The sequence below is a fragment of the Pseudomonas triticifolii genome, assembly GCF_014358015.1.
In the GTDB taxonomy this organism is placed as follows: domain Bacteria; phylum Pseudomonadota; class Gammaproteobacteria; order Pseudomonadales; family Pseudomonadaceae; genus Aquipseudomonas; species Aquipseudomonas triticifolii.
Genome location: NZ_JACONV010000005.1, coordinates 15,980 through 34,994 on the forward strand (window position 1 = coordinate 15,980; position 19,015 = coordinate 34,994).

The 19,015-nt window shown below is 58.4% G+C and carries 17 protein-coding genes; all 17 read left to right on the plus strand.

Annotation, left to right across the window (positions count from 1 at the left end; translation table 11 throughout):
* Nucleotides 1-45 precede the first annotated feature (45 nt).
* The 17 genes from H8S56_RS10245 (at nt 46) to H8S56_RS10325 (ending at nt 19,015) form a co-directional block, all read left to right on the plus strand.
* Complete coding sequence (locus H8S56_RS10245) at nt 46-2,949, plus strand: glycosyltransferase (protein ID WP_187518571.1); 2,904 nt, start codon at nt 46-48, stop codon at nt 2,947-2,949.
* Between the two features lie 308 nt (nt 2,950-3,257).
* Nucleotides 3,258-4,184, plus strand: coding sequence for a ketoacyl-ACP synthase III (locus H8S56_RS10250; RefSeq protein ID WP_024695956.1), 927 nt, complete (start codon nt 3,258-3,260; stop codon nt 4,182-4,184).
* Between the two features lie 309 nt (nt 4,185-4,493).
* Complete coding sequence (locus tag H8S56_RS10255; protein WP_187518572.1) at nt 4,494-5,342, plus strand: flagellin domain-containing protein; 849 nt, start codon at nt 4,494-4,496, stop codon at nt 5,340-5,342.
* 72 nt (nt 5,343-5,414) lie between these two features.
* Nucleotides 5,415-5,807 carry a flagellar protein FlaG gene (locus tag H8S56_RS10260; protein ID WP_024695954.1) on the plus strand — a complete coding sequence of 131 codons (393 nt, stop codon included), beginning with the start codon at nt 5,415-5,417 and terminating at the stop codon, nt 5,805-5,807.
* Nucleotides 5,808-5,890: 83 nt separating this feature from the next.
* Nucleotides 5,891-7,363, plus strand: a complete 1,473-nt coding sequence (fliD, locus tag H8S56_RS10265) for a flagellar filament capping protein FliD (protein ID WP_187518573.1) — start codon at nt 5,891-5,893, stop codon at nt 7,361-7,363.
* 131 nt (nt 7,364-7,494) lie between these two features.
* A complete protein-coding gene (gene fliS, locus H8S56_RS10270; protein ID WP_187518574.1) occupies nt 7,495-7,884 on the plus strand; it encodes a flagellar export chaperone FliS in 390 nt (129 codons plus the stop codon).
* A gap of 29 nt (nt 7,885-7,913) precedes the next feature.
* Nucleotides 7,914-8,210, plus strand: coding sequence for a flagellar protein FliT (fliT, locus tag H8S56_RS10275; protein ID WP_187518575.1), 297 nt, complete (start codon nt 7,914-7,916; stop codon nt 8,208-8,210).
* Nucleotides 8,211-8,392: 182 nt separating this feature from the next.
* Complete coding sequence (gene fleQ / locus H8S56_RS10280) at nt 8,393-9,868, plus strand: transcriptional regulator FleQ (protein ID WP_024695952.1); 1,476 nt, start codon at nt 8,393-8,395, stop codon at nt 9,866-9,868.
* Nucleotides 9,869-9,989: 121 nt separating this feature from the next.
* Nucleotides 9,990-11,204, plus strand: a complete 1,215-nt coding sequence (locus tag H8S56_RS10285; RefSeq protein WP_408003793.1) for a sensor histidine kinase — start codon at nt 9,990-9,992, stop codon at nt 11,202-11,204.
* Nucleotides 11,204-12,622 (plus strand): sigma-54-dependent transcriptional regulator, encoded by a 1,419-nt coding sequence (locus tag H8S56_RS10290; RefSeq protein ID WP_187518576.1) that lies wholly within the window; start codon nt 11,204-11,206, stop codon nt 12,620-12,622. Before H8S56_RS10285 ends, H8S56_RS10290 begins: the two co-directional genes overlap by 1 nt.
* A 241-nt stretch (nt 12,623-12,863) precedes the next feature.
* The gene (gene fliE / locus H8S56_RS10295) at nt 12,864-13,193 is read left to right on the plus strand and encodes a flagellar hook-basal body complex protein FliE (protein WP_024689518.1); all 330 of its coding nucleotides are present in this window, start codon (nt 12,864-12,866) and stop codon (nt 13,191-13,193) included.
* A 15-nt stretch (nt 13,194-13,208) separates the two neighbouring features.
* Nucleotides 13,209-14,993 carry a flagellar basal-body MS-ring/collar protein FliF gene (gene fliF, locus H8S56_RS10300; RefSeq protein ID WP_024689517.1) on the plus strand — a complete coding sequence of 595 codons (1,785 nt, stop codon included), beginning with the start codon at nt 13,209-13,211 and terminating at the stop codon, nt 14,991-14,993.
* Nucleotides 14,986-16,002, plus strand: coding sequence for a flagellar motor switch protein FliG (gene fliG / locus H8S56_RS10305; RefSeq protein WP_024689516.1), 1,017 nt, complete (start codon nt 14,986-14,988; stop codon nt 16,000-16,002). The genes fliF and fliG overlap by 8 nt, the downstream gene beginning before the upstream one ends.
* 15 nt (nt 16,003-16,017) lie before the next feature.
* Complete coding sequence (gene fliH / locus H8S56_RS10310) at nt 16,018-16,848, plus strand: flagellar assembly protein FliH (RefSeq protein WP_187518577.1); 831 nt, start codon at nt 16,018-16,020, stop codon at nt 16,846-16,848.
* Complete coding sequence (gene fliI, locus H8S56_RS10315) at nt 16,838-18,196, plus strand: flagellar protein export ATPase FliI (protein WP_073166593.1); 1,359 nt, start codon at nt 16,838-16,840, stop codon at nt 18,194-18,196. The genes fliH and fliI overlap by 11 nt, the downstream gene beginning before the upstream one ends.
* A 6-nt stretch (nt 18,197-18,202) precedes the next feature.
* Entirely contained in the window at nt 18,203-18,652 is a 450-nt protein-coding gene (gene fliJ, locus H8S56_RS10320) for a flagellar export protein FliJ (RefSeq protein ID WP_024689513.1), read from the plus strand.
* A gap of 60 nt (nt 18,653-18,712) precedes the next feature.
* Nucleotides 18,713-19,015: an STAS domain-containing protein gene (locus H8S56_RS10325; RefSeq protein ID WP_187518578.1), complete on the plus strand. Its 303-nt coding sequence runs from the start codon at nt 18,713-18,715 to the stop codon at nt 19,013-19,015.

The following is a 19,015-nucleotide window of genomic DNA, read 5'->3' on the forward strand; positions in this document are numbered from 1 at the left end:
GTCTGACCGGGTTGAGGGTGTTATCGATTCGCTATGGGAAAAAGTATGCAAAGCCACGTCGGGAATGAAGCCACACCCTTGAATCAGCGTCTGACTCTGCTGTTGCTGAATCAGGATCAGCCGGATTTCCTGCGCCGGGCGTTGAGCTACTACAGCAGCTTCCCCTGCAGCCTGGTGGTCGTGGATGTCTCCGCTCAGCCTTGTCCGGGTGTTGCCAGTGCTCCCCATCTTGACTACGTGCACGATGTAGCACTGGCAGGCAAAGACCTGAGTGCGCTCATTGCCCATGGCCTTGAGCGCGTGACCACGCCATTCGTGGCGTATGCCAGCGTCGACAGCTTCTTGCTGCCGGACGCCCTGCATGATGCGGTAGGTTTTCTCCAGGCCCATGATGCTTACGGCGCCTGCCAAGGCTACAGCCTGAGCTATGAAGCCCATGTCGGCCATGTCGATTTCTTTCGTCGGGATCGCAAGATTGATGAGGATTACGCGCAGGAGCAGGCCGCTGACCGGGTGCTGAGTTTCATGGGGCAGGGCATGTCGCTGCTGAGCGCCGTCACGCGGACCGATCTGGCGCGTCGCGGGTTCGCTTCAGTCCCCGGGCAGACCGACCTGCATTGGCAGGAGCTGGGGCACATGAACTACCTGGTTGCTGCAGCAAAACTGCGCATCCTGCCAATCCCTTATGCATTGCACCACACGCTGGGCAAAGACCTGCAGACGCGTCACGGCGCGGCCATCGCGGGGGCGGTCAAACATATCGACCCGAAGGCCCGTGCCGGGCGCGAAGCGTTTGCTCAGTCGCTGGTGTCTGTGTTGGGCAAGGCGTCCGGGTTTGAAGGCGAACAGGGCGTCGAGCAGATTCTGGCCGGGCTACGCGCCATGGCGCAATGCCTGGAGACTCAACGCTATCAGGCTGACGAAAAGCTGTTCAGTGCCGTCTGGAATGTCGGGCTGGAAAAGTCTGAAGCGCACTTCGAGCCTCGGCAATTTGTCGAAATGCCGTTCTACACTCAGCCGTTCTTCGATGAACTGGCCAGGATCGAGTTTCTGATTCACGTTCTGCCGGCAGGTCCCGTGCAATTGGAAGGGCTGGAAGCGGCACTGCTCAGGCAGGCCGAACTGCTGCGCCCACAGAGCAACCCTGATGCCGAAACGGAGCTGAGCCGTCTGTGGCAAGCCTATGCCACCTACGCTTTCAGTCTCAATGTCGTCCAGAGGCTGGCGCGAGAGCTGGCTCACGTCGAAGATGATCACGAAGAGTTCGAACGCATCAACGCCTGGGGGCAGCGTGTGCAGGCGGCGTCCAGTGCCGATAACGGCAGGCTGCTCGACGGCATGCCATCCGGGCAGTTGCTCACTTGGCTGGAGGGGCGCGATCCGCAACCTGCCCAGCTGAAAAAGCTTGTTGCCCGGCTGTCGAAACAGCCCGCGGGCTCTCGGATCGGCATTCTGTTGCTGGATCTGGATGCCGATGTATTCAAGTTGCAGGCCACGTTCGACAGCCTCATGAATGGTTATTATCGGGCCTTCAAGGTGGTTGTCTTCACCACGGGCGAGCTGCCTGCCACGACCACACTGCAGAACACGCTGCACTTCGTGAAAGTCACCGAGAGCAACTACGTCGACAAGATCAATCAGATCGTGAAACAGGCATCCAGCGACTGGTTGATGCTGGCGCAGGCCGGTGACGAGTTCACTCGCAGTGGCCTGCTGCTCGCCAGTGCCGAACTGGTCGACGCTGCACAGTGCCGCGCCGTGGCAGTAGACGAGATCCAGCGTCAGCCCAATGGCACCCTTGCACCGCTGTTCCGTCCTGGCTTCAACCTTGATCTGCTGCAAAGCGCGCCAACCCTGATGGCGCGTCACTGGTTGGTTCGTCGCGACCTGCTGGTCGAGGCGGGGGGTTATAGCCGCGATTATCCGAAGGCGCTTGAGTTCGATCTGCTTCTGCGTCTGGTCGAGCAGGGCGGCATGAACGGTCTGGCGCACCTGAGTGAGCCGTTACTGATCTGCGACGCGCCCGAGCTTGAAGAGAACAAGGATGAGCAGAAGGCGCTGACCCGCCATCTGGGGCAGCGTGGCTATCAGGCCGAGGTCACCTCGGCGTTCAAGGGCACCTACAGGATCGACTACCGTCATGCGCATCGCCCGATGGTGTCAATCCTGCTGCACAGCCAGGACAATCTCGCGCAGTTGCAGCGCTGCCTGCAAAGCATTCTGCAACGCACACGCTATCAGCGCTTTGAAGTGCTGATCGCGGATAACTGCAGTGAAACTCCCGAGCTGATCACCTGGCTCGATCAGCAGGAGCAGCAGTCCGGTCGCGTTCGCGTATTCAAGGCGCCTCAGCGCATGAGCACGGCGGCACTGCGTAACCTTGTCAGCCAGGAGGCCAAGGGCGAGTACCTGATACTGCTGGATGCCGAGAGCCAGATTGTCAATGTGGGCTGGATCGAGTCGCTGCTCAATCAGGCTCAGCGTCCGGAAGTGGGCGTGGTCGGTGTCAGATTGGTGGACAAGGAGGGCGTGGTGACGCAGGCGGGTCTGATTCTGGGGTTCAACGGCGGCGTTGGTTCTGCGTTCGTGGGCGAGTCGAAGAAATCCCGAGGCTACATGCAGCGCCTGGTGGTCGAGCAGAATTATTCGGCGGTGTCCTCGGCATGCCTGATGATCTCTAAGGAGCTCTTCAATGCCGTGGGTGGCCTTGATGAAGGCGAATTCGCAGAGGTGCTAGGCGATGTCGACCTGTGTCTCAAGGCTGGCCAGGCGGGTTATCTGACGGTCTGGACGCCGCACGTTCAGGTGGTTCACCCGGGACACGTGAATACGACTGATCGGGCGCTGGCGGCGCTGCTCGATAGGTGGTCAGCTCAATTCGCTCAGGATGAAGCCTACAGCGCCAACCTGTCGCTCAGCGGTCCTGGCTTCACCCTCGCGTCGCTCTAGAACGCGCATTCCCCCTGGGTCCGGCTGGCGGCCAGCCGGATTACCCCTGCAACGCGGACCTGCCTTGGGTCGCCAGCCAGGCACGGGTCACTCTTTTCGGTGACCAAAGATCGCAAAGCGTGCGAACCTGAGTGACCTACAGGTCATAAAGTGCATCTCCACTGTATTGTTTTACAGGGAATGACGAGCGCCTGACTTGCCTAAACGCGCCCCGACCCCTGAAAATGTCCGCAAAATCGCCTCTATTCGATAGCGCCCTGATTTTTTTTGGGACGAACATTTACCTGTTTACTGATCGGGAAGCCATGATGATTGGCATAAAAAACATAGCGAGTTACGTGCCCACTGCCGGCGTGGATAACTATGCTCAAGGTGCCAAATTCGGCAAGGATGAAGAATTCATTCTCGGGAAAATCGGCTCCACGTTCCTGCCGCGCAAAGACGACGGTCAGGAAACCTCGGATCTGTGTGTCGAAGCGGCCAATGCGTTGTTTGCCAATAATCCGCAGCTGACGCGCGAAAGTATCGATGTGGTGATCGTCGTCACCCAGAACGGTGACGAGGAAGGCCTGCCGCACACGGCGGCCATCGTGCAGGACAAACTGGGGTTGTCGACCAACGTGGCAGCGTTCGACATTTCGCTCGGCTGCTCGGGTTACGTCTATGGCATTTATGCCATCAAGGGCTTCATGGAAGCCACAGGCCTGAAAAATGGCCTGCTGCTGACCGCTGACCCTTATTCGAAGATCGTCGACACCGAAGATCGCAACACCACCATGCTGTTTGGCGACGCGGCCACTGCGACCTGGATGGGCGAAGACGCGCCGTGGCAGCTGGGTAAGGCCAGGTTCGGCACTGACGGCTCAGGTGCGCCGCACCTGAAAGTCAGCAACGGGGTGTTTTTCATGAACGGCCGTCAGGTCTTCAACTTTGCCTTGCTCAAGGTGCCTGCACACCTGCACGAGTTACTGGGCGAGTCTGGCCTGCAGCCGGATGATATCGACGCGTTCTGTATTCACCAGGGCAGTGCGGCGATTGTGGACGCTGTTGCGCGTCGTTTTGAAGACAAACCCGAGAAATTTTTGAAGGACATGGTCGAGACCGGTAACACCGTGTCGTCGAGTATTCCTCTGCTGATCGAGAAGCATGTGCTCGACTCCTCCTGGAAGCGCGTCGCGCTGAGTGGATTTGGTGTCGGTCTGTCGTGGGGTTCGGCGATCATCTATAAAGCCTGATTGTTGCCGATATAAAAAGACGCCTGCGAATGACCGCGCAGGCGTCTTTTTTTATGGGCTATTGTTTAAATATCCGGGCCGCGTCGTGTGTATCAAGCACATGGCAGCGATCCAGGCGCTCTGGTTTTATTCCGGGTTGTGCTTCAAACCCTTGTTTTACAAGGGCTGGCAGACTGCTAGCAAAAATTTCAAAAAAAACACTCAAGCAACCTGCCATCGCGACGATAACTATTACGAAGGTTCTCTAGGCACACCCGGCGCTTGCAGGGGCCGGAAGCCACGTAGTACACAACCCACGAGGAATTCATCATGGCTTTAACAGTAAACACCAACGTTGCATCGTTGAACGTTCAGAAGAACCTGGGCCGCGCCTCTGATGCACTGTCGACTTCCATGACTCGCCTGTCTTCCGGCCTGAAAATCAACAGCGCCAAAGACGACGCCGCCGGTCTGCAGATCTCCACCAAGATCAACTCGCAGATCAAAGGCCAGACCATGGCCATCAAGAACGCCAACGACGGTATGTCCCTGGCTCAGACCGCTGAAGGCGCTCTGCAGGAATCGACCAACATTCTGCAGCGTATGCGTGAACTGGCTGTTCAGTCCCGAAACGACAGCAACAGCGCCGCTGACCGTGAAGCGCTGAACAAAGAATTCACCGCGATGAGTTCCGAACTGACTCGTATCGCCAACAGCACCAACCTGAACGGCAAGAACCTGATCGACGGCACTGCCAGCACCATGACGTTCCAGGTGGGTTCCAACATCGGTTCTTCGAACCAGATCACTCTGACCCTGAGCGCAAGCTTCGACGCAGATACTCTGGGTGTGGGTTCGGCGATCTCCATCACTGGCACCACCAGCGATGAAGCAGAAGGTAGCTTCTCCGCAGCGATGAACGCAATTGACTCTGCTCTGCAGACCATCAACTCCACGCGTGCTGACCTCGGTGCTGCTCAAAACCGTCTGTCGAGCACCATCTCCAACCTGCAGAACATCAACGAAAACGCCAGTGCTGCACTGGGTCGCGTACAAGATACCGACTTCGCTGCTGAAACTGCACAGCTGACCAAGCAACAGACTCTGCAACAGGCTTCCACCTCTGTTCTGGCTCAGGCTAACCAGCTGCCATCCGCTGTACTGAAACTGCTTCAGTAATATCGGAATGAGTTTTGGCGGGGGAGTGCTTAATTGTGCTCTCTCGCTTTTTTGCTTTCGGAGGTGATGGTCATGGATATGAGTGTAAAGTTGAACCTGTCCTATCCTGCCGCTCAACCGGCTGGCCAGGCTTCGGTCGTGGACAAGCCTGTTGATAAGCCTGTCGACAGCCCCTCAGTGGAGCGTGTTACGGCCACTGAAGAAAGTAAAGGTCCTGATCTGAAAAAGGACGACCCTCAGGAAGAGGCGAAGGTCAAAGCGGCTGCGGAAGATATTCAGAAGTTTTTTCATTCGGTGAAGCGTAATCTTGAATTCTCGATTGATGAGGGTTCTGGCAAAGTGATCGTCAAGGTCATTGCCAGTGATTCCGGTGAAGTCATCCGGCAGATTCCGAATGCAGAAATCCTGAAGCTGGCCGATAGCCTGAGTGATGCGAACAGTTTGTTGTTCCGCGCCAGGGCGTGACCGCCGGTAAGGTATTGGTTGCAGGTTTTCAGCGCCCTTCAAGGGTTCTGAATCCGGCAGCACACTAGGAAGGGAGAAGCGAAATGGCAAGTCCGATTACATCGAGTGTAGGTATTGGTTCGGGTCTGGCGATTGGTGACATCGTGAAGGGTTTGGTGGCTGCTGAGAAAGCACCCAAGCAGAATCAGATCGACAAGCAGACCGCCTCGACTACTGCATCCTTGTCGGGTGTCAGTCAGTTGACGTCGGCGCTGGCTGCGTTCCAGAAAACCATGGACACGCTGAACAGTACTACCACGCTTGCGTTCAACGGCTTTGCGGCCTCTTCGGCCAATGAAGCGGTGGTGAAGGCGACGGCAGGCAATACCGCAGTCGGCGGTACTTATTCTCTGAATGTCACCAAGCTGGCGACGCCTTCGAAAGTTGCGACAGCCGTACTGACCCCTGCGCAGACCAGTGCTATTCCGAGTGGTACCCTGACTATCACTCAGAATGGCACTAGCTCGACGGGGATGAGCGTCGTGATTGACGCAAACTCGACCCTTGAACAGGCTCGCGACAAGATCAATACCACGCTTCAGGGCAAAGGTATTACCGCCAACATCATCAATGACAACAACGGCGCGCGTCTGGTGTTCAGCTCGACCACCACTGGCCTGGGCACTGATATTTCGGTATCGGGCAGTTCCGGGCTGGAAATGTTCAACATCGACGGCTCCAAGTTGATGTCGGCCACCAGTACGAGTACCGATGCCAATGGCAAGCCCATTGGTGGAGCTGGCGCGATTACTGCGTTGGCAGGGGATGCCGAATTCAGCGTTGACGGCCTGAGCATGACCAGCCCATCCAACAAGGTCAGTACCGCCATTTCGGGGCTGACATTCGAGCTGATCGCGCCCAGTGCAAACAGCACCAGCAATACCAACATTACCGTGGCCACCAACACGGACGGTTTGAAAGCTTCGCTGCAGAGCTTTGTGGACTCTTACAACACCTTGGCCAAGCTTGTGACCACCCTGACCAAAGGTTCGGTCAGCACCGTCGATGGCAAGGACGTGTTCACCCCGGCCTCGCTGACCGGTGATACAACGCCTCGCGGCTTGCTGGCGACGATTCGCGACGAGATCGCAAGACCGGGTAAAATGACAGGGCTTGGCTCTCTCGCCCAGTTGGGCATCCAGACGCAGCAGAGTGACGGCACGTTGTCGTTGAACACTGCCACGTTCACGGCGGCGTTGAGCGACAAAAAGCTGGGCAACGAGATTCAGACCCTGTTCACCGGCGAGGGCGGTTTGCTTCAGCGCATCACCAAGGCCGTGAAACCGTACAGCGAAGACGGCAAGGGCGTTCTTGCCCTTAAGACAAGCACCCTGACCACGGCGCAAAAGCGATTGGCCAACGACCAGGACGCCCTGGATCGTCGGATCGAGAGCCTGACCGCGACCCTGACCAAGAAGTACAACGCCATGGACCTTATCGTGGGTCAGCTCAAGGCCACGGGTAGTAACATTACGTCGATCTTCGAAGCCATGAACGCGCAGAAGAACGCTTCATAATTCTTTTTTGCCGCTTATTAAGCTTGCCAACAACCCGACCCTGTGTCGGGTTGTTGCTTTTGGGCTAAAGTTTTTTCGTCGGGCGTCGATAGCGTGGGTATGAGTAATCTGGATTTGTCACGAGGCCCCTTATGAATCCGATGTTAGCGTTGCGGCAGTATCAGAAGATTGGTTCCCAGGCACAGACCTCGGAAGCCAGCCCTCATCGTCTGGTCCAGATGTTGATGGAAGGCGGTCTGGACCGCATCGCTCAGGCCAAGGGCGCCATGGCGCGAAAGGACATCGCCAACAAGGGTATCTTCATCAGCAAGGCGATCGGCATTGTCGGTGGCTTGCGCGAAGGTCTGGATCTCGAAAACGAGCCTTCCGAAGCGTTGATCAGGCAGGACAGCCTCTATCACTACATGATGACGCGCCTGGCTGAAGCCAACGCGCGCAATGACCAGAAAATGCTCGATGAAGTCGCAGGTCTTTTGATCACGGTCAAGGAAGGCTGGGACGCAATCGGCGCTGTGCAATAAGTCTGCTGCACCCTGAGGAGATAAACACCATGAGTGCTGCGCTCAAGCGTATCGAAGAAACCCGTGAAGCCTTGGTTGGGGCGTTGGCCGAGCGTGACTGGGAAACTATCGTCAAACTTGATCTGGCCTGTCGAGAATGTGTCGATGCCGTGGTGAGCGAAGCGCCCGCAGATGAATCTGCCTTGCGCAGCAATCTTGAAGAGTTATTAGGGGTTTATCGGCAGTTGATTGACGTTGCAACCGGCGAGCGTCAAGCAATCGTCGATGAAATGACGCAAATGCAGAATGCCAAAAACGCAACGAAGGTATACCATCTGTTCGGTTAGCGTTTAAATTGTCGTTTTAAATATCCGACAAGAAGTTCGCCATAAATTTGACTGTGTGCGTTTTTTTGACTTAACTAGTGATGTTTACTATTTTCTGGCGTCTCAACCTTGATACACAGGCTGAGAAGCCAAGCTGCCCCCCCAATCATGGGCATTGAGTTGACTAGGGAAGTTGCTATTGCATGTGGCGTGAAATCAAGATTCTGCTAATTGATGACGATAGCCAGCGCCGCCGGGATCTGGCGGTCATCCTCAATTTTCTTGGCGAAGAAAATCTGTCCTGCTCAAGTCAGGACTGGCAGCAGGTGGTTGGTTCCCTTGGGTCCACTCGAGAAGTACTGTGCGTGCTCGTGGGCAGCGTAAGCGCTCCCGGCAGTCTGCAAGGGCTTCTTAAGACAGTGGCTGCATGGGATGAGTTCCTTCCTGTTTTGCTGATGGGCGAAAATTCTTCCATCGACCTGCCTGAAGACCTTCGCCGGCGCGTGCTTTCTGCCCTTGAAATGCCGCCCAGCTACAGCAAACTTCTGGATTCCCTGCACCGTGCCCAGGTCTATCGCGAGATGTACGACCAGGCGCGTGAGCGCGGCCGTCATCGCGAGCCCAACCTGTTTCGCAGCCTGGTAGGCACCAGCCGTGCCATCCAGCACGTACGCCAGATGATGCAGCAGGTGGCGGACACTGACGCCAGCGTCCTGATTCTGGGTGAGTCGGGCACCGGCAAGGAAGTCGTTGCGCGCAACCTGCATTACCATTCCAAGCGCCGCGACGCGCCGTTCGTGCCGGTCAACTGTGGTGCGATTCCGGCCGAGTTGCTTGAAAGCGAATTGTTCGGCCATGAGAAGGGCGCTTTTACCGGCGCGATCACCAGTCGTGCCGGTCGCTTCGAGCTGGCCAATGGCGGCACTCTGTTTCTCGACGAAATCGGCGACATGCCGTTGCCGATGCAGGTCAAGTTGTTGCGTGTGTTGCAAGAGCGCACGTTCGAGCGTGTGGGCAGTAACAAGACTCAAAGCATCGATGTGCGCATTATCGCGGCGACGCACAAGAATCTCGAAAACATGATCGAGATTGGCAGTTTCCGTGAAGACCTTTATTACCGTTTGAATGTATTCCCGATTGAAATGGCGCCGCTGCGCGAGCGTGTTGAAGATATTCCCTTGCTCATGAACGAACTCATCTCGCGCATGGAGCACGAAAAACGTGGCTCGATTCGTTTCAACTCGGCGGCGATCATGTCGCTGTGTCGCCATGCCTGGCCTGGCAACGTCCGTGAGCTGGCCAATCTGGTTGAGCGCATGGCGATCATGCACCCGTACGGGGTGATTGGTGTGGCCGAGTTGCCGAAGAAATTTCGCTACGTCGATGACGAAGACGAGCAGATGGTCGACAGCCTGCGCAGCGACATCGAAGAGCGCGTCGCCATCAACGGCCACACGCCTAACTTCGCGTCTGGCGCTCTGCTGCCGCCTGAAGGTCTGGATCTGAAGGATTATCTGGGCGGGCTTGAGCAGGGCCTGATTCAGCAGGCGCTGGACGATGCCGGTGGCATCGTGGCGCGTGCCGCCGAGCGTTTGCGGATCCGTCGTACGACGCTGGTGGAAAAGATGCGCAAGTACGGTATGAGTCGTCGTGAAGGTGATGAACAGGCAGATGATTGACGCCTGACCAAACCGCCAAAAAATAAACCTCTGAATTTTCAGAGGTTTTTTTTCGGCACGGGGATTGCTAAGTCTCTCTCAACATACCGTTTACTGACGGTCCGCCACGCGAGAGATGACCATGTCCAACGCTGCTCACATGTCTTCCGACCTATCTGTTCAGGTACTGCTCACCCCGGAGCTGGAAAGTCGTCAGGGGCTTGAGCAGGCGTTCTCGCTGTTCAATCAGATGTCGTCGCAACTGACCGATTCCTACGGATTGCTGGAAGCCCGAGTCACCGAACTCAAGGGCGAACTGGCTCATGCCGGTGCACAGCGCCTTCAGGAGCTTGCGGAGAAAGAGCGTCTGGCCAATCGGTTGCAGAACCTGCTCGACCTGTTGCCGGGCGGCGTCATCGTAATCGACGGTATGGGCGTGGTCCGCGAGGCCAACCCGGCGGCAATCGACCTGCTGGGCCAGCCTTTGATCGGCATGCTCTGGCGGCACGTGATCAGCCGCTGCTTTGCGCCGCGTGACGATGACGGACATGAAGTCTCTCTGAAGGATGGTCGCAGGCTGTCCATTGCGACGCGTTCGCTGGACGCCGAGCCGGGCCAGTTGGTGCTGCTCAATGACCTGACTGAAACCCGTCGCCTGCAAGAGCAGTTGGCGCGTCATGAGCGTTTGTCTTCGCTGGGGCGGATGGTTGCCTCGCTCGCTCACCAGATTCGGACGCCGCTGTCGGCCGCCATGATTTATGCCAGTCATCTGGCCGAGCAGGAGCTGCCTGTGGAAACCCAGCAGCGGTTCGCCGGCCGCCTCAAGGAGCGTTTGCACGAGCTTGAGCATCAGGTTCGCGACATGCTGGTGTTTGCTCGGGGTGAGCTGCCGTTGACGGACCGGCTTTCGGCAGGCCAGCTTTTCCAGGCGCTGCAAAGCGCTGCCGTGACCCATGTACAGGGTGTTTCGGTGCGCTGGCAGTGCGAGGACATCGACGGCGAGTTGCTGTGCAATCGCGATACGCTGGTCGGGGCGTTGCTCAACCTGGTGGAAAACGCTGTGCAGGCCAGTGCCGGTCGCACGCGTTTGAAAGTTCATGCGTACAGCCGTGGCAATACCTTGCGGCTGTGCTTCAGTGATAACGGTGATGGCATGGATCAGGCCGCCTTGTCGCGTATCGGTGAGCCGTTCTTCACCACCAAGACAACCGGCACGGGCCTTGGGCTTGCGGTGGTGACGGCAGTGACGCGTGCGCATCAGGGTGGCGTGCATTACCGCTCCCGCATAGGGCGTGGCACCTGTGCGATTGTCAGCCTGCCGTTGATTCCCGCGTCCAGTTCAGTGAGTGATACCTGATGTCGATCAAAGTGCTGTTGGTCGAGGATGACCGTTCATTGCGCGAAGCGCTGGGTGAGACCCTTGAGTTGGCCGGCTATGGCTATCGCACGGTCGGGTCTGCCGAAGAGGCGCTGCTTGCGGCCGCGGCCGAGCCATTCAGTCTGGTGATCAGTGATGTGAACATGCCTGGCATGGACGGTCACCAGTTGCTGGCGTTGTTGCGCAATCGCCACCCGCAATTGCCGGTGCTGCTGATGACGGCGCATGGCGCTGTCGAGCGTGCCGTCGATGCCATGCGTCAGGGCGCGGCGGACTATCTGGTCAAGCCGTTCGAACCCAAGGCTTTGCTCGCGCTGGTCGCCCGTCACGCCCTGGGCCGCCTGGGGCCTGCCGAAGGTGAAGGGCCGATCGCCGTTGAACCGGCCAGCATTCAGTTGCTCAACCTGGCCAGCCGCGTGGCGAAAAGCGACTCCACCGTGCTGATTTCCGGCGAGTCCGGCACCGGCAAGGAAGTGCTGGCGCGATTCATTCATCAAAACTCACCGCGTGCCGATAAGCCCTTTATAGCCATCAACTGTGCGGCCATCCCTGACAACATGCTCGAGGCGACCCTGTTCGGTCATGAAAAGGGCTCGTTCACAGGCGCCATCGCGGCGCAGGCGGGCAAATTCGAACAGGCCGATGGCGGCACGATCCTGCTCGACGAGATCTCTGAAATGCCTATGGGCTTGCAAGCCAAGCTGCTGCGGGTGTTGCAGGAGCGTGAGGTCGAGCGGGTCGGAGCGCGCAAGCCGATCATTCTGGATATTCGCGTGCTGGCCACCACCAACCGGGATCTGGCCGGAGAAGTCGCGGCAGGGCGTTTTCGTGAGGATCTGTTTTATCGGCTTTCGGTGTTTCCGTTGGCCTGGCAGGCATTGCGTCAAAGGACTGCCGATATTTTGCCGTTGGCTGAGCGACTGCTGGCCAGGCACGTCAATAAAATGAAGCACGCGCCCGTGCGCCTGTCTGCCGAGGCTCAGGCATGCCTGATCAGTTACCCGTGGCCTGGCAATGTGCGTGAACTCGACAACGCCGTGCAGCGCGCATTGATTCTGCAGCAGGGCGGGGTGATTCAGGCACAGGATTTCTGTCTCTCGGGGGCGGTCGGCCTTGCGCCTCCGGTCACCGTGCAGGCATCTGCGCCACCTACGTCTGTCACGTTGGTGGCGGACAATACGGCGGCAACCGGCAGTACAGCGGAGTCCGCAGGGGCGCTGGGTGACGACCTCAGGCGTCGTGAGTTTCAGATGATCATCGACACCTTGCGTGCCGAGCGGGGTCGTCGCAAGGAAGCAGCCGAGCGCCTGGGCATCAGTCCGCGCACGTTGCGATACAAGCTGGCGCAGATGCGTGACGCTGGCATGGATGTGGAAGGCTATTTATTTGCCACCTGACAAGGAAGGCAGACGGGCGGCAATGATCTGTTGCCCCTGATATTTCGTATGTCTCCTGTGCGCTGCATGGCTGCAAACCCGCGGTGCAGGGAGTTTTCGGTGGCAATGTCATGTCGAGCGACATGATATTCAAGTAGGATATGGCATTTTGCCGCCATCTAACTGGCACCGTTGTTGCTATGTCTTCTGTATCCGCTGAATCAGTGTCAAAAATTTGCGGGCCTTACGAGAGAAAATGTCCATGAGCCAAGGTGTTGAATTTAATCGCTTGATGTTGGATATGCGGGCCATGCAGATGGATGCCATGGCTGCACCCAAGCCTGTGTCCGGTCCTCAGGAAGCAGGTGCCAGCAGCTTTGCCGATTTGCTGGGTCAGGCGGTCAACAAGGTTGCGTCCACCCAGCAGGCCTCCAGCCAGTTGGCCAACGCCTTTGAAGTCGGCAAGAGCGGCGTCGATCTGACCGATGTCATGATTTCTTCGCAGAAAGCCAGTGTGTCGTTTCAGGCCTTGACCCAGGTTCGTAACAAGCTGGTTCAGGCTTATCAAGACATCATGCAGATGCCGGTTTAAGGGACGTACTGAGTCATGGCCGAAGCAACAGCCGATCCTGTTCCTGCACGAGCGGGCGCACCTGACAAGAAGCCGCTGTTCGGGCTTTCTTTTCTGGAAAACCTTTCCGAAATGACCATGCTGCGTCAGATCGGCCTTATGGTCGGTCTGGCTGCAAGCGTGGCCATCGGCTTTGCCGTGGTGCTGTGGTCGCAGCAGCCGGACTACCGTCCGCTGTACGGCAGCCTGGCGGGCATGGACAGCAAGCAGATCATGGACACGCTGACTGCTGCGAACATCAACTACACCGTCGAGCCCAACTCTGGCGCTCTGCTGGTCAAGGCCGATGACGTGCAGCGCGCACGCATTCAACTGGCCCAGGCGGGCGTGGTGCAGAACGACGCCAATATCGGTTTCGAAATCCTCGACAAGGACCAGGGTCTGGGGACCAGTCAGTTCATGGAAGCCACGCGCTATCGCCGTGGTCTTGAAGGCGAACTGGCACGTACGATTTCAGCCCTGAACAACGTCAAGGGTGCGCGTGTGCATCTGGCCATTCCGAAGAGCTCGGTGTTTGTTCGCGATGATCGCAAGCCAAGCGCCTCGGTACTCGTCGAGCTGTATGCCGGTCGTTCGCTGGAACCGAGTCAGGTCCTGGCCATCGTCAATCTAGTGGCAACCAGCGTTCCGGAACTGAGCAAATCACAGATTACCGTCGTCGATCAGAAGGGCCACCTGCTCTCGGATCAGGGCGAGAACTCCGAACTCACCATGGCCGGCAAGCAGTTCGATTACAGCCGCCGCATGGAAGGCATGCTGACGCAGCGTGTCCAGAACATTCTGCAACCGATCCTTGGCGCTGACCGCTATAAGGCTGAAGTCTCTGCCGTGGTTGATTTCAGCGCCGTCGAGTCGACTGCCGAAAGCTTCAATCCTGACCAGCCGGCGCTGCGCAGTGAGCAATCGGTGAACGAACAACGCACCAGCAGCCTGGGGCCGCAAGGTGTTCCGGGTGCCTTGAGCAACCAGCCGCCAGGCCCTGCGACTGCGCCGCAAAACGCCGCTGCAGGTGCCGCCGGTGCTGCTGCCGCGATTGCTCCGGGTCAGCCGCTGCTCGACGCCAATGGTCAGCAGATCATGGACCCGGCCACCGGTCAGCCTGCGCTGGCGCCGTACCCGGCCGACAAGCGTGTGCAGTCCACCAAGAATTTCGAACTCGACCGTTCCATCAGCCACACCAAACAGCAGCAGGGTCGCCTGACTCGCCTGTCGGTTGCGGTGGTGGTCGATGACATGGTCAAGACCAATGCTGCCAACGGTGAAGTGACCCGCGCGCCCTGGAGTGCTGCCGATCTGGCGCGCTTCACACGTCTGGTTCAGGATGCCGTGGGCTTCGATGCCAGCCGTGGCGACAGTGTCAGCGTTATCAATGTGCCGTTCTCCAGCGAGCGCGCCGAAGCCCTGCCGGAAGCGTCGTTCTACTCGCAACCCTGGTTCTGGGACATCGTCAAACAGGCGGTGGGCGTCATCTTTATCCTGATTCTGGTGTTTGGCGTACTGCGTCCGGTGTTGAACAACATCACCTCTGGCAAGAGCCGCGAGCTGGCCGGTTACGGCGGCGATGCAGAGCTGGGTGGCATGGGCGGTCTGGATGGCGAATTGTCCAACGACCGTGTCAGCCTGGGTGGTCCGCAGAGTATTTTGTTGCCTAGCCCGACCGAGGGTTATGACGCACAGCTCAACGCAATCAAGAGTCTGGTGGCCGAAGATCCGGGTCGTGTGGCCCAGGTCGTGAAAGAGTGGATTAACACTGATGAATGATCGAGCCGTCGTAGCCAAACTCAGCAAGGTCGAGAAGGCAGCCGTGCTGCTGCTTTCTCTGGGTGAAACCGATGCGGCGCAGGTACTGCGCCATATGGGTCCCAAGGAAGTACAGAAAGTGGGTGTGGCCATGGCTCAGATGCGCAACGTGCATCGCGAGCAGGTCGAAGAAGTGATGAGCGAATTCGTTGACATCGTTGGCGACCAGACCAGTCTGGGCGTCGGTTCCGATGGCTACATTCGCAAGATGCTGACCCAGGCGCTGGGCGAGGACAAGGCCAACGGCCTTATCGACCGCATCCTGCTGGGCGGCAACACCAGCGGTCTGGACAGCCTCAAGTGGATGGAGCCGCGTGCGGTTGCCGATGTGATCCGCTTCGAACACCCGCAGATCCAGGCCATTGTGGTGGCGTATCTGGATGCCGATCAGGCTGGTGAGGTGCTCGGGCACTTCGACCACAAGGTGCGTCTGGACATCATCCTGCGCGTCTCGTCGCTGAACACCGTGCAGCCCGCGGCACTCAAAGAGCTCAACCAGATTCTCGAGAAGCAGTTCTCCGGTAACGCCAACACGTCGCGTACTACCCTGGGTGGTATCAAGCGTGCGGCCGACATCATGAACTTCCTCGACAGCTCCATCGAAGGTGCGCTCATGGACTCGATCCGCGAGGTCGACGAAGACCTCTCCGTGCAGATCGAAGACCTCATGTTTGTCTTCAACAACCTCTCCGACGTGGACGACCGCGGTATCCAGGCGCTGCTGCGCGAAGTGTCTTCGGACGTGCTGGTGCTGGCGCTCAAGGGTTCGGACGAGGCGATCAAGGAAAAAATCTTCAAGAACATGTCCAAGCGAGCCGCAGAACTGCTGCGCGACGACCTGGAAGCCAAGGGTCCGGTGCGCGTCAGCGATGTGGAAACTGCCCAGAAAGAAATCCTCACCATTGCGCGTCGCATGGCCGAAGCCGGCGAGATTGTGCTCGGTGGCAAGGGTGGCGAGGAAATGATCTAAGGATTCAGCCGACTCATGTCCAGTTCCAATAAAGAATCGGCCAGCGACCTCATTCGGGCCAAGGACGTCAGCGGTCTTGATCTCTGGGCATTGCCCAGTTTCGACCCGCATGTAGAGCCTGAGCCGGAGCCCGAACCTGAACCGGTCGACGAACCGGCCGAGATGGAAGAAGTGCCGCTGGATGAAGTCCAGCCGCTGACCCTGGAAGAGCTGGAAAGCATTCGCCAGGAAGCCTGGAACGAGGGTTTCGCCACCGGCGAAAAAGAGGGCTTTCACAGCACTCAGCTCAAGGTCAGGCAGGAAGCGGAAGTGGCGTTGGCCGGCAAGATCGGCAGCCTTGAAAAGCTGATGGTCAGCCTGCTTGATCCGATTGCCGAGCAGGACACGCAGATCGAAAAAGCGGTCATCCACCTGGTCGAGCACATTGCTCGCCAGGTGATCCAGCGTGAGCTGTCGACCGATTCGGCGCAGATCGCCCATGTGTTGCGCGACGCCCTGAAGCTGCTGCCGATGGGTGCCAATAATCTGCGCATTTTTATCAATCCTCAGGATTTTGCGCTGGTCAAAGCCATGCGTGAACGTCACGAAGAGGCGTGGAAGATCGTCGAGGACGAAGCGCTGTTGCCGGGCGGCTGCCGGATTGAAACCGAGCACAGCCGTATCGATGCCAGTGTCGAAACCCGGATTGCCCTGGCGATTTCGAAAATGCACGATCAATTGCATGGGCAGGTGACGCATCCTGCTGCGCCTGATGTCAGCGTCGAACTGGACATCGCGCCGGTTGAGGCGCCAAAGCCTGTTACAACACCGGCTACGCCTGACGTGGACAACCTCGATGCGCCTTGATCGCACCAGTTTCGGCAAGCGGCTTGGCTCGTATGCCGACTCCATCAGCCTGCCGGTACAGCCAGTGGTGGAAGGGCGCCTGCTGCGCATGGTGGGTCTGACACTTGAAGCCGAAGGATTGCGTGCTGCCATGGGCAGTCGCTGTGTGGTGATCAACGACGACAGTCATCATCCGGTCGAAGTCGAGGCCGAAGTGATGGGGTTTTCCGGTGGCAAGGTATTCCTGATGCCGGTTGGCAGCGTCGCGGGCATTGCGCCAGGCGCGCGCGTGGTGCCACTTGCGGACACCGGGCGATTGCCGATGGGCATGAGCATGCTGGGTCGCGTGCTTGACGGTGCGGGCCGCCCGCTGGATGGACGTCCGCCGATCAAGGCCGAAGACTGGGTGCCGATGGATGGCCCGACCATCAACCCGCTCAAGCGCAACCCGATCAGTCAGCCGCTGGATGTCGGTATTCGTTGCATCAACGGTTTGTTGACGGTCGGCCGAGGCCAGCGTCTGGGGCTGTTCGCCGGTACGGGCGTTGGTAAGAGCGTGCTGCTGGGCATGATGACGCGCTTTACCGAGGCGGACATCATCGTGGTGGGTCTGATCGGTGAACGGGGCCGTGAGGTGAAGGAATTCATCGAACATATTCTTGGCGAAGAAGGCCTCAAGCGCTCGGTGGTTGTGGCATCGCCAGCCGACGACGCGCCGCTTATGCGTCTACGTGCGGCCATGTACTGCACACGCATCGCCGAATATTTTCGTGATCAGGGCAAGAACGTCCTGTTGCTGATGGATTCCCTGACCCGTTTCGCCCAGGCCCAGCGTGAAATCGCGCTGGCCATTGGCGAGCCGCCTGCCACCAAGGGCTATCCGCCTTCAGTGTTTGCGCGTTTGCCCAAGCTGGTGGAGCGTGCCGGTAATGCCGAAGCGGGCGGCGGTTCGATTACCGCGTTCTATACCGTACTGTCGGAAGGCGATGATCAGCAGGATCCGATTGCCGACTCTGCACGTGGCGTGCTCGATGGCCATATCGTGCTGTCGCGGCGGCTGGCCGAGGAGGGGCATTACCCGGCTATCGATATCGAAGCGTCGATCAGCCGGGTCATGCCTGCGGTGGTGACGGCCGAGCACATGGCGCGCGCGCAGCATTTCAAACAGCTGTGGTCACGTTATCAGCAGGCTCGGGATCTGATCAGTGTGGGCGCCTATGTCGCCGGTGGTGATCGCGAGACGGACATGGCCATTGCCTTGCAGCCAATGCTGGTGCGCTATCAGCGTCAGGGCCTGCACGATAATGAAAGCATGCAGGCCAGTGGCGAGGCGCTGGCTGCGGTATTCGGCCCGGCTCCGGGCGGCTGATAGACCATGGCGCAGAGTCGAGCGGCGCGTCTGGCGCCTGTGGTCGAGATGGCAGAAGCCGCCGAACGTTCGGCGGCGCAGCGTCTCGGGCATTTCCAGGGGCAGGTCAATCTGGCCAACAACAAGCTGCAGGAACTGGATCAGTTTCGCCACGATTATCAGCAGCAATGGCTGCAGCGCGGCAGTGCGGGCGTCTCTGGTCAATGGTTGCTGGGTTATCAGCGCTTTCTCAGTCAGCTCGACGTTGCAGTGGCCCAGCAGCACAAGAGTCTGGAATGGCACAAGGTCAACCTGGAAAAGGCGCGTGGTTCATGGCAGGAGGCCTACGCGCGCGTGGAAGGCCTGCGCAAACTGGTCCAGCGCTACATCGACGAGGCGCGCAAGCTTGAAGACAAGCGCGAGCAGAAGTTGCTGGACGAATTATCCCAGCGTTTGCCAAGACACGAACAATACTGACTGCCGCCGACTGGTCTACGCTCATTAGTGTCTCGGCGATGAAACATTTCAGGAATTCCTATGACAGTCACTTCCGAGCTTTCCCCGGACAGGCGGCAACTGACCCTCTATATTGCGGGGCGCTTTGATTTTGCTACGCATCAGGCCTTTCGCAGCGCCTACGAGGGGCAAGCCGCAGACCTCAGCTATGTCGTCGACCTTCGCGATACCCACTATCTGGACAGCTCGGCGCTGGGCATGCTGCTGTTGCTGCGTGACCATGCCGGTGGCGACAGGGCGAAGGTGCGGCTCATCAACTGCACAGCCGATGTGTTCAAGATTCTCACGATCTCCAATTTCTCCAAGCTGTTTCAGTTGAGCTGA

Coding starts and splice junctions, on each gene's coding strand:
- H8S56_RS10245 (WP_187518571.1), top strand. CDS start 46: ATGCAAAGCCACGTCGGGAATGAAGCCACACCCTTGAATCAGCGTCTG.
- H8S56_RS10250 (WP_024695956.1), top strand. CDS start 3,258: ATGATTGGCATAAAAAACATAGCGAGTTACGTGCCCACTGCCGGCGTG.
- H8S56_RS10255 (WP_187518572.1), top strand. CDS start 4,494: ATGGCTTTAACAGTAAACACCAACGTTGCATCGTTGAACGTTCAGAAG.
- H8S56_RS10260 (WP_024695954.1), top strand. CDS start 5,415: ATGGATATGAGTGTAAAGTTGAACCTGTCCTATCCTGCCGCTCAACCG.
- fliD (WP_187518573.1), top strand. CDS start 5,891: ATGGCAAGTCCGATTACATCGAGTGTAGGTATTGGTTCGGGTCTGGCG.
- fliS (WP_187518574.1), top strand. CDS start 7,495: ATGAATCCGATGTTAGCGTTGCGGCAGTATCAGAAGATTGGTTCCCAG.
- fliT (WP_187518575.1), top strand. CDS start 7,914: ATGAGTGCTGCGCTCAAGCGTATCGAAGAAACCCGTGAAGCCTTGGTT.
- fleQ (WP_024695952.1), top strand. CDS start 8,393: ATGTGGCGTGAAATCAAGATTCTGCTAATTGATGACGATAGCCAGCGC.
- H8S56_RS10285 (WP_408003793.1), top strand. CDS start 9,990: ATGTCCAACGCTGCTCACATGTCTTCCGACCTATCTGTTCAGGTACTG.
- H8S56_RS10290 (WP_187518576.1), top strand. CDS start 11,204: ATGTCGATCAAAGTGCTGTTGGTCGAGGATGACCGTTCATTGCGCGAA.
- fliE (WP_024689518.1), top strand. CDS start 12,864: ATGAGCCAAGGTGTTGAATTTAATCGCTTGATGTTGGATATGCGGGCC.
- fliF (WP_024689517.1), top strand. CDS start 13,209: ATGGCCGAAGCAACAGCCGATCCTGTTCCTGCACGAGCGGGCGCACCT.
- fliG (WP_024689516.1), top strand. CDS start 14,986: ATGAATGATCGAGCCGTCGTAGCCAAACTCAGCAAGGTCGAGAAGGCA.
- fliH (WP_187518577.1), top strand. CDS start 16,018: ATGTCCAGTTCCAATAAAGAATCGGCCAGCGACCTCATTCGGGCCAAG.
- fliI (WP_073166593.1), top strand. CDS start 16,838: ATGCGCCTTGATCGCACCAGTTTCGGCAAGCGGCTTGGCTCGTATGCC.
- fliJ (WP_024689513.1), top strand. CDS start 18,203: ATGGCGCAGAGTCGAGCGGCGCGTCTGGCGCCTGTGGTCGAGATGGCA.
- H8S56_RS10325 (WP_187518578.1), top strand. CDS start 18,713: ATGACAGTCACTTCCGAGCTTTCCCCGGACAGGCGGCAACTGACCCTC.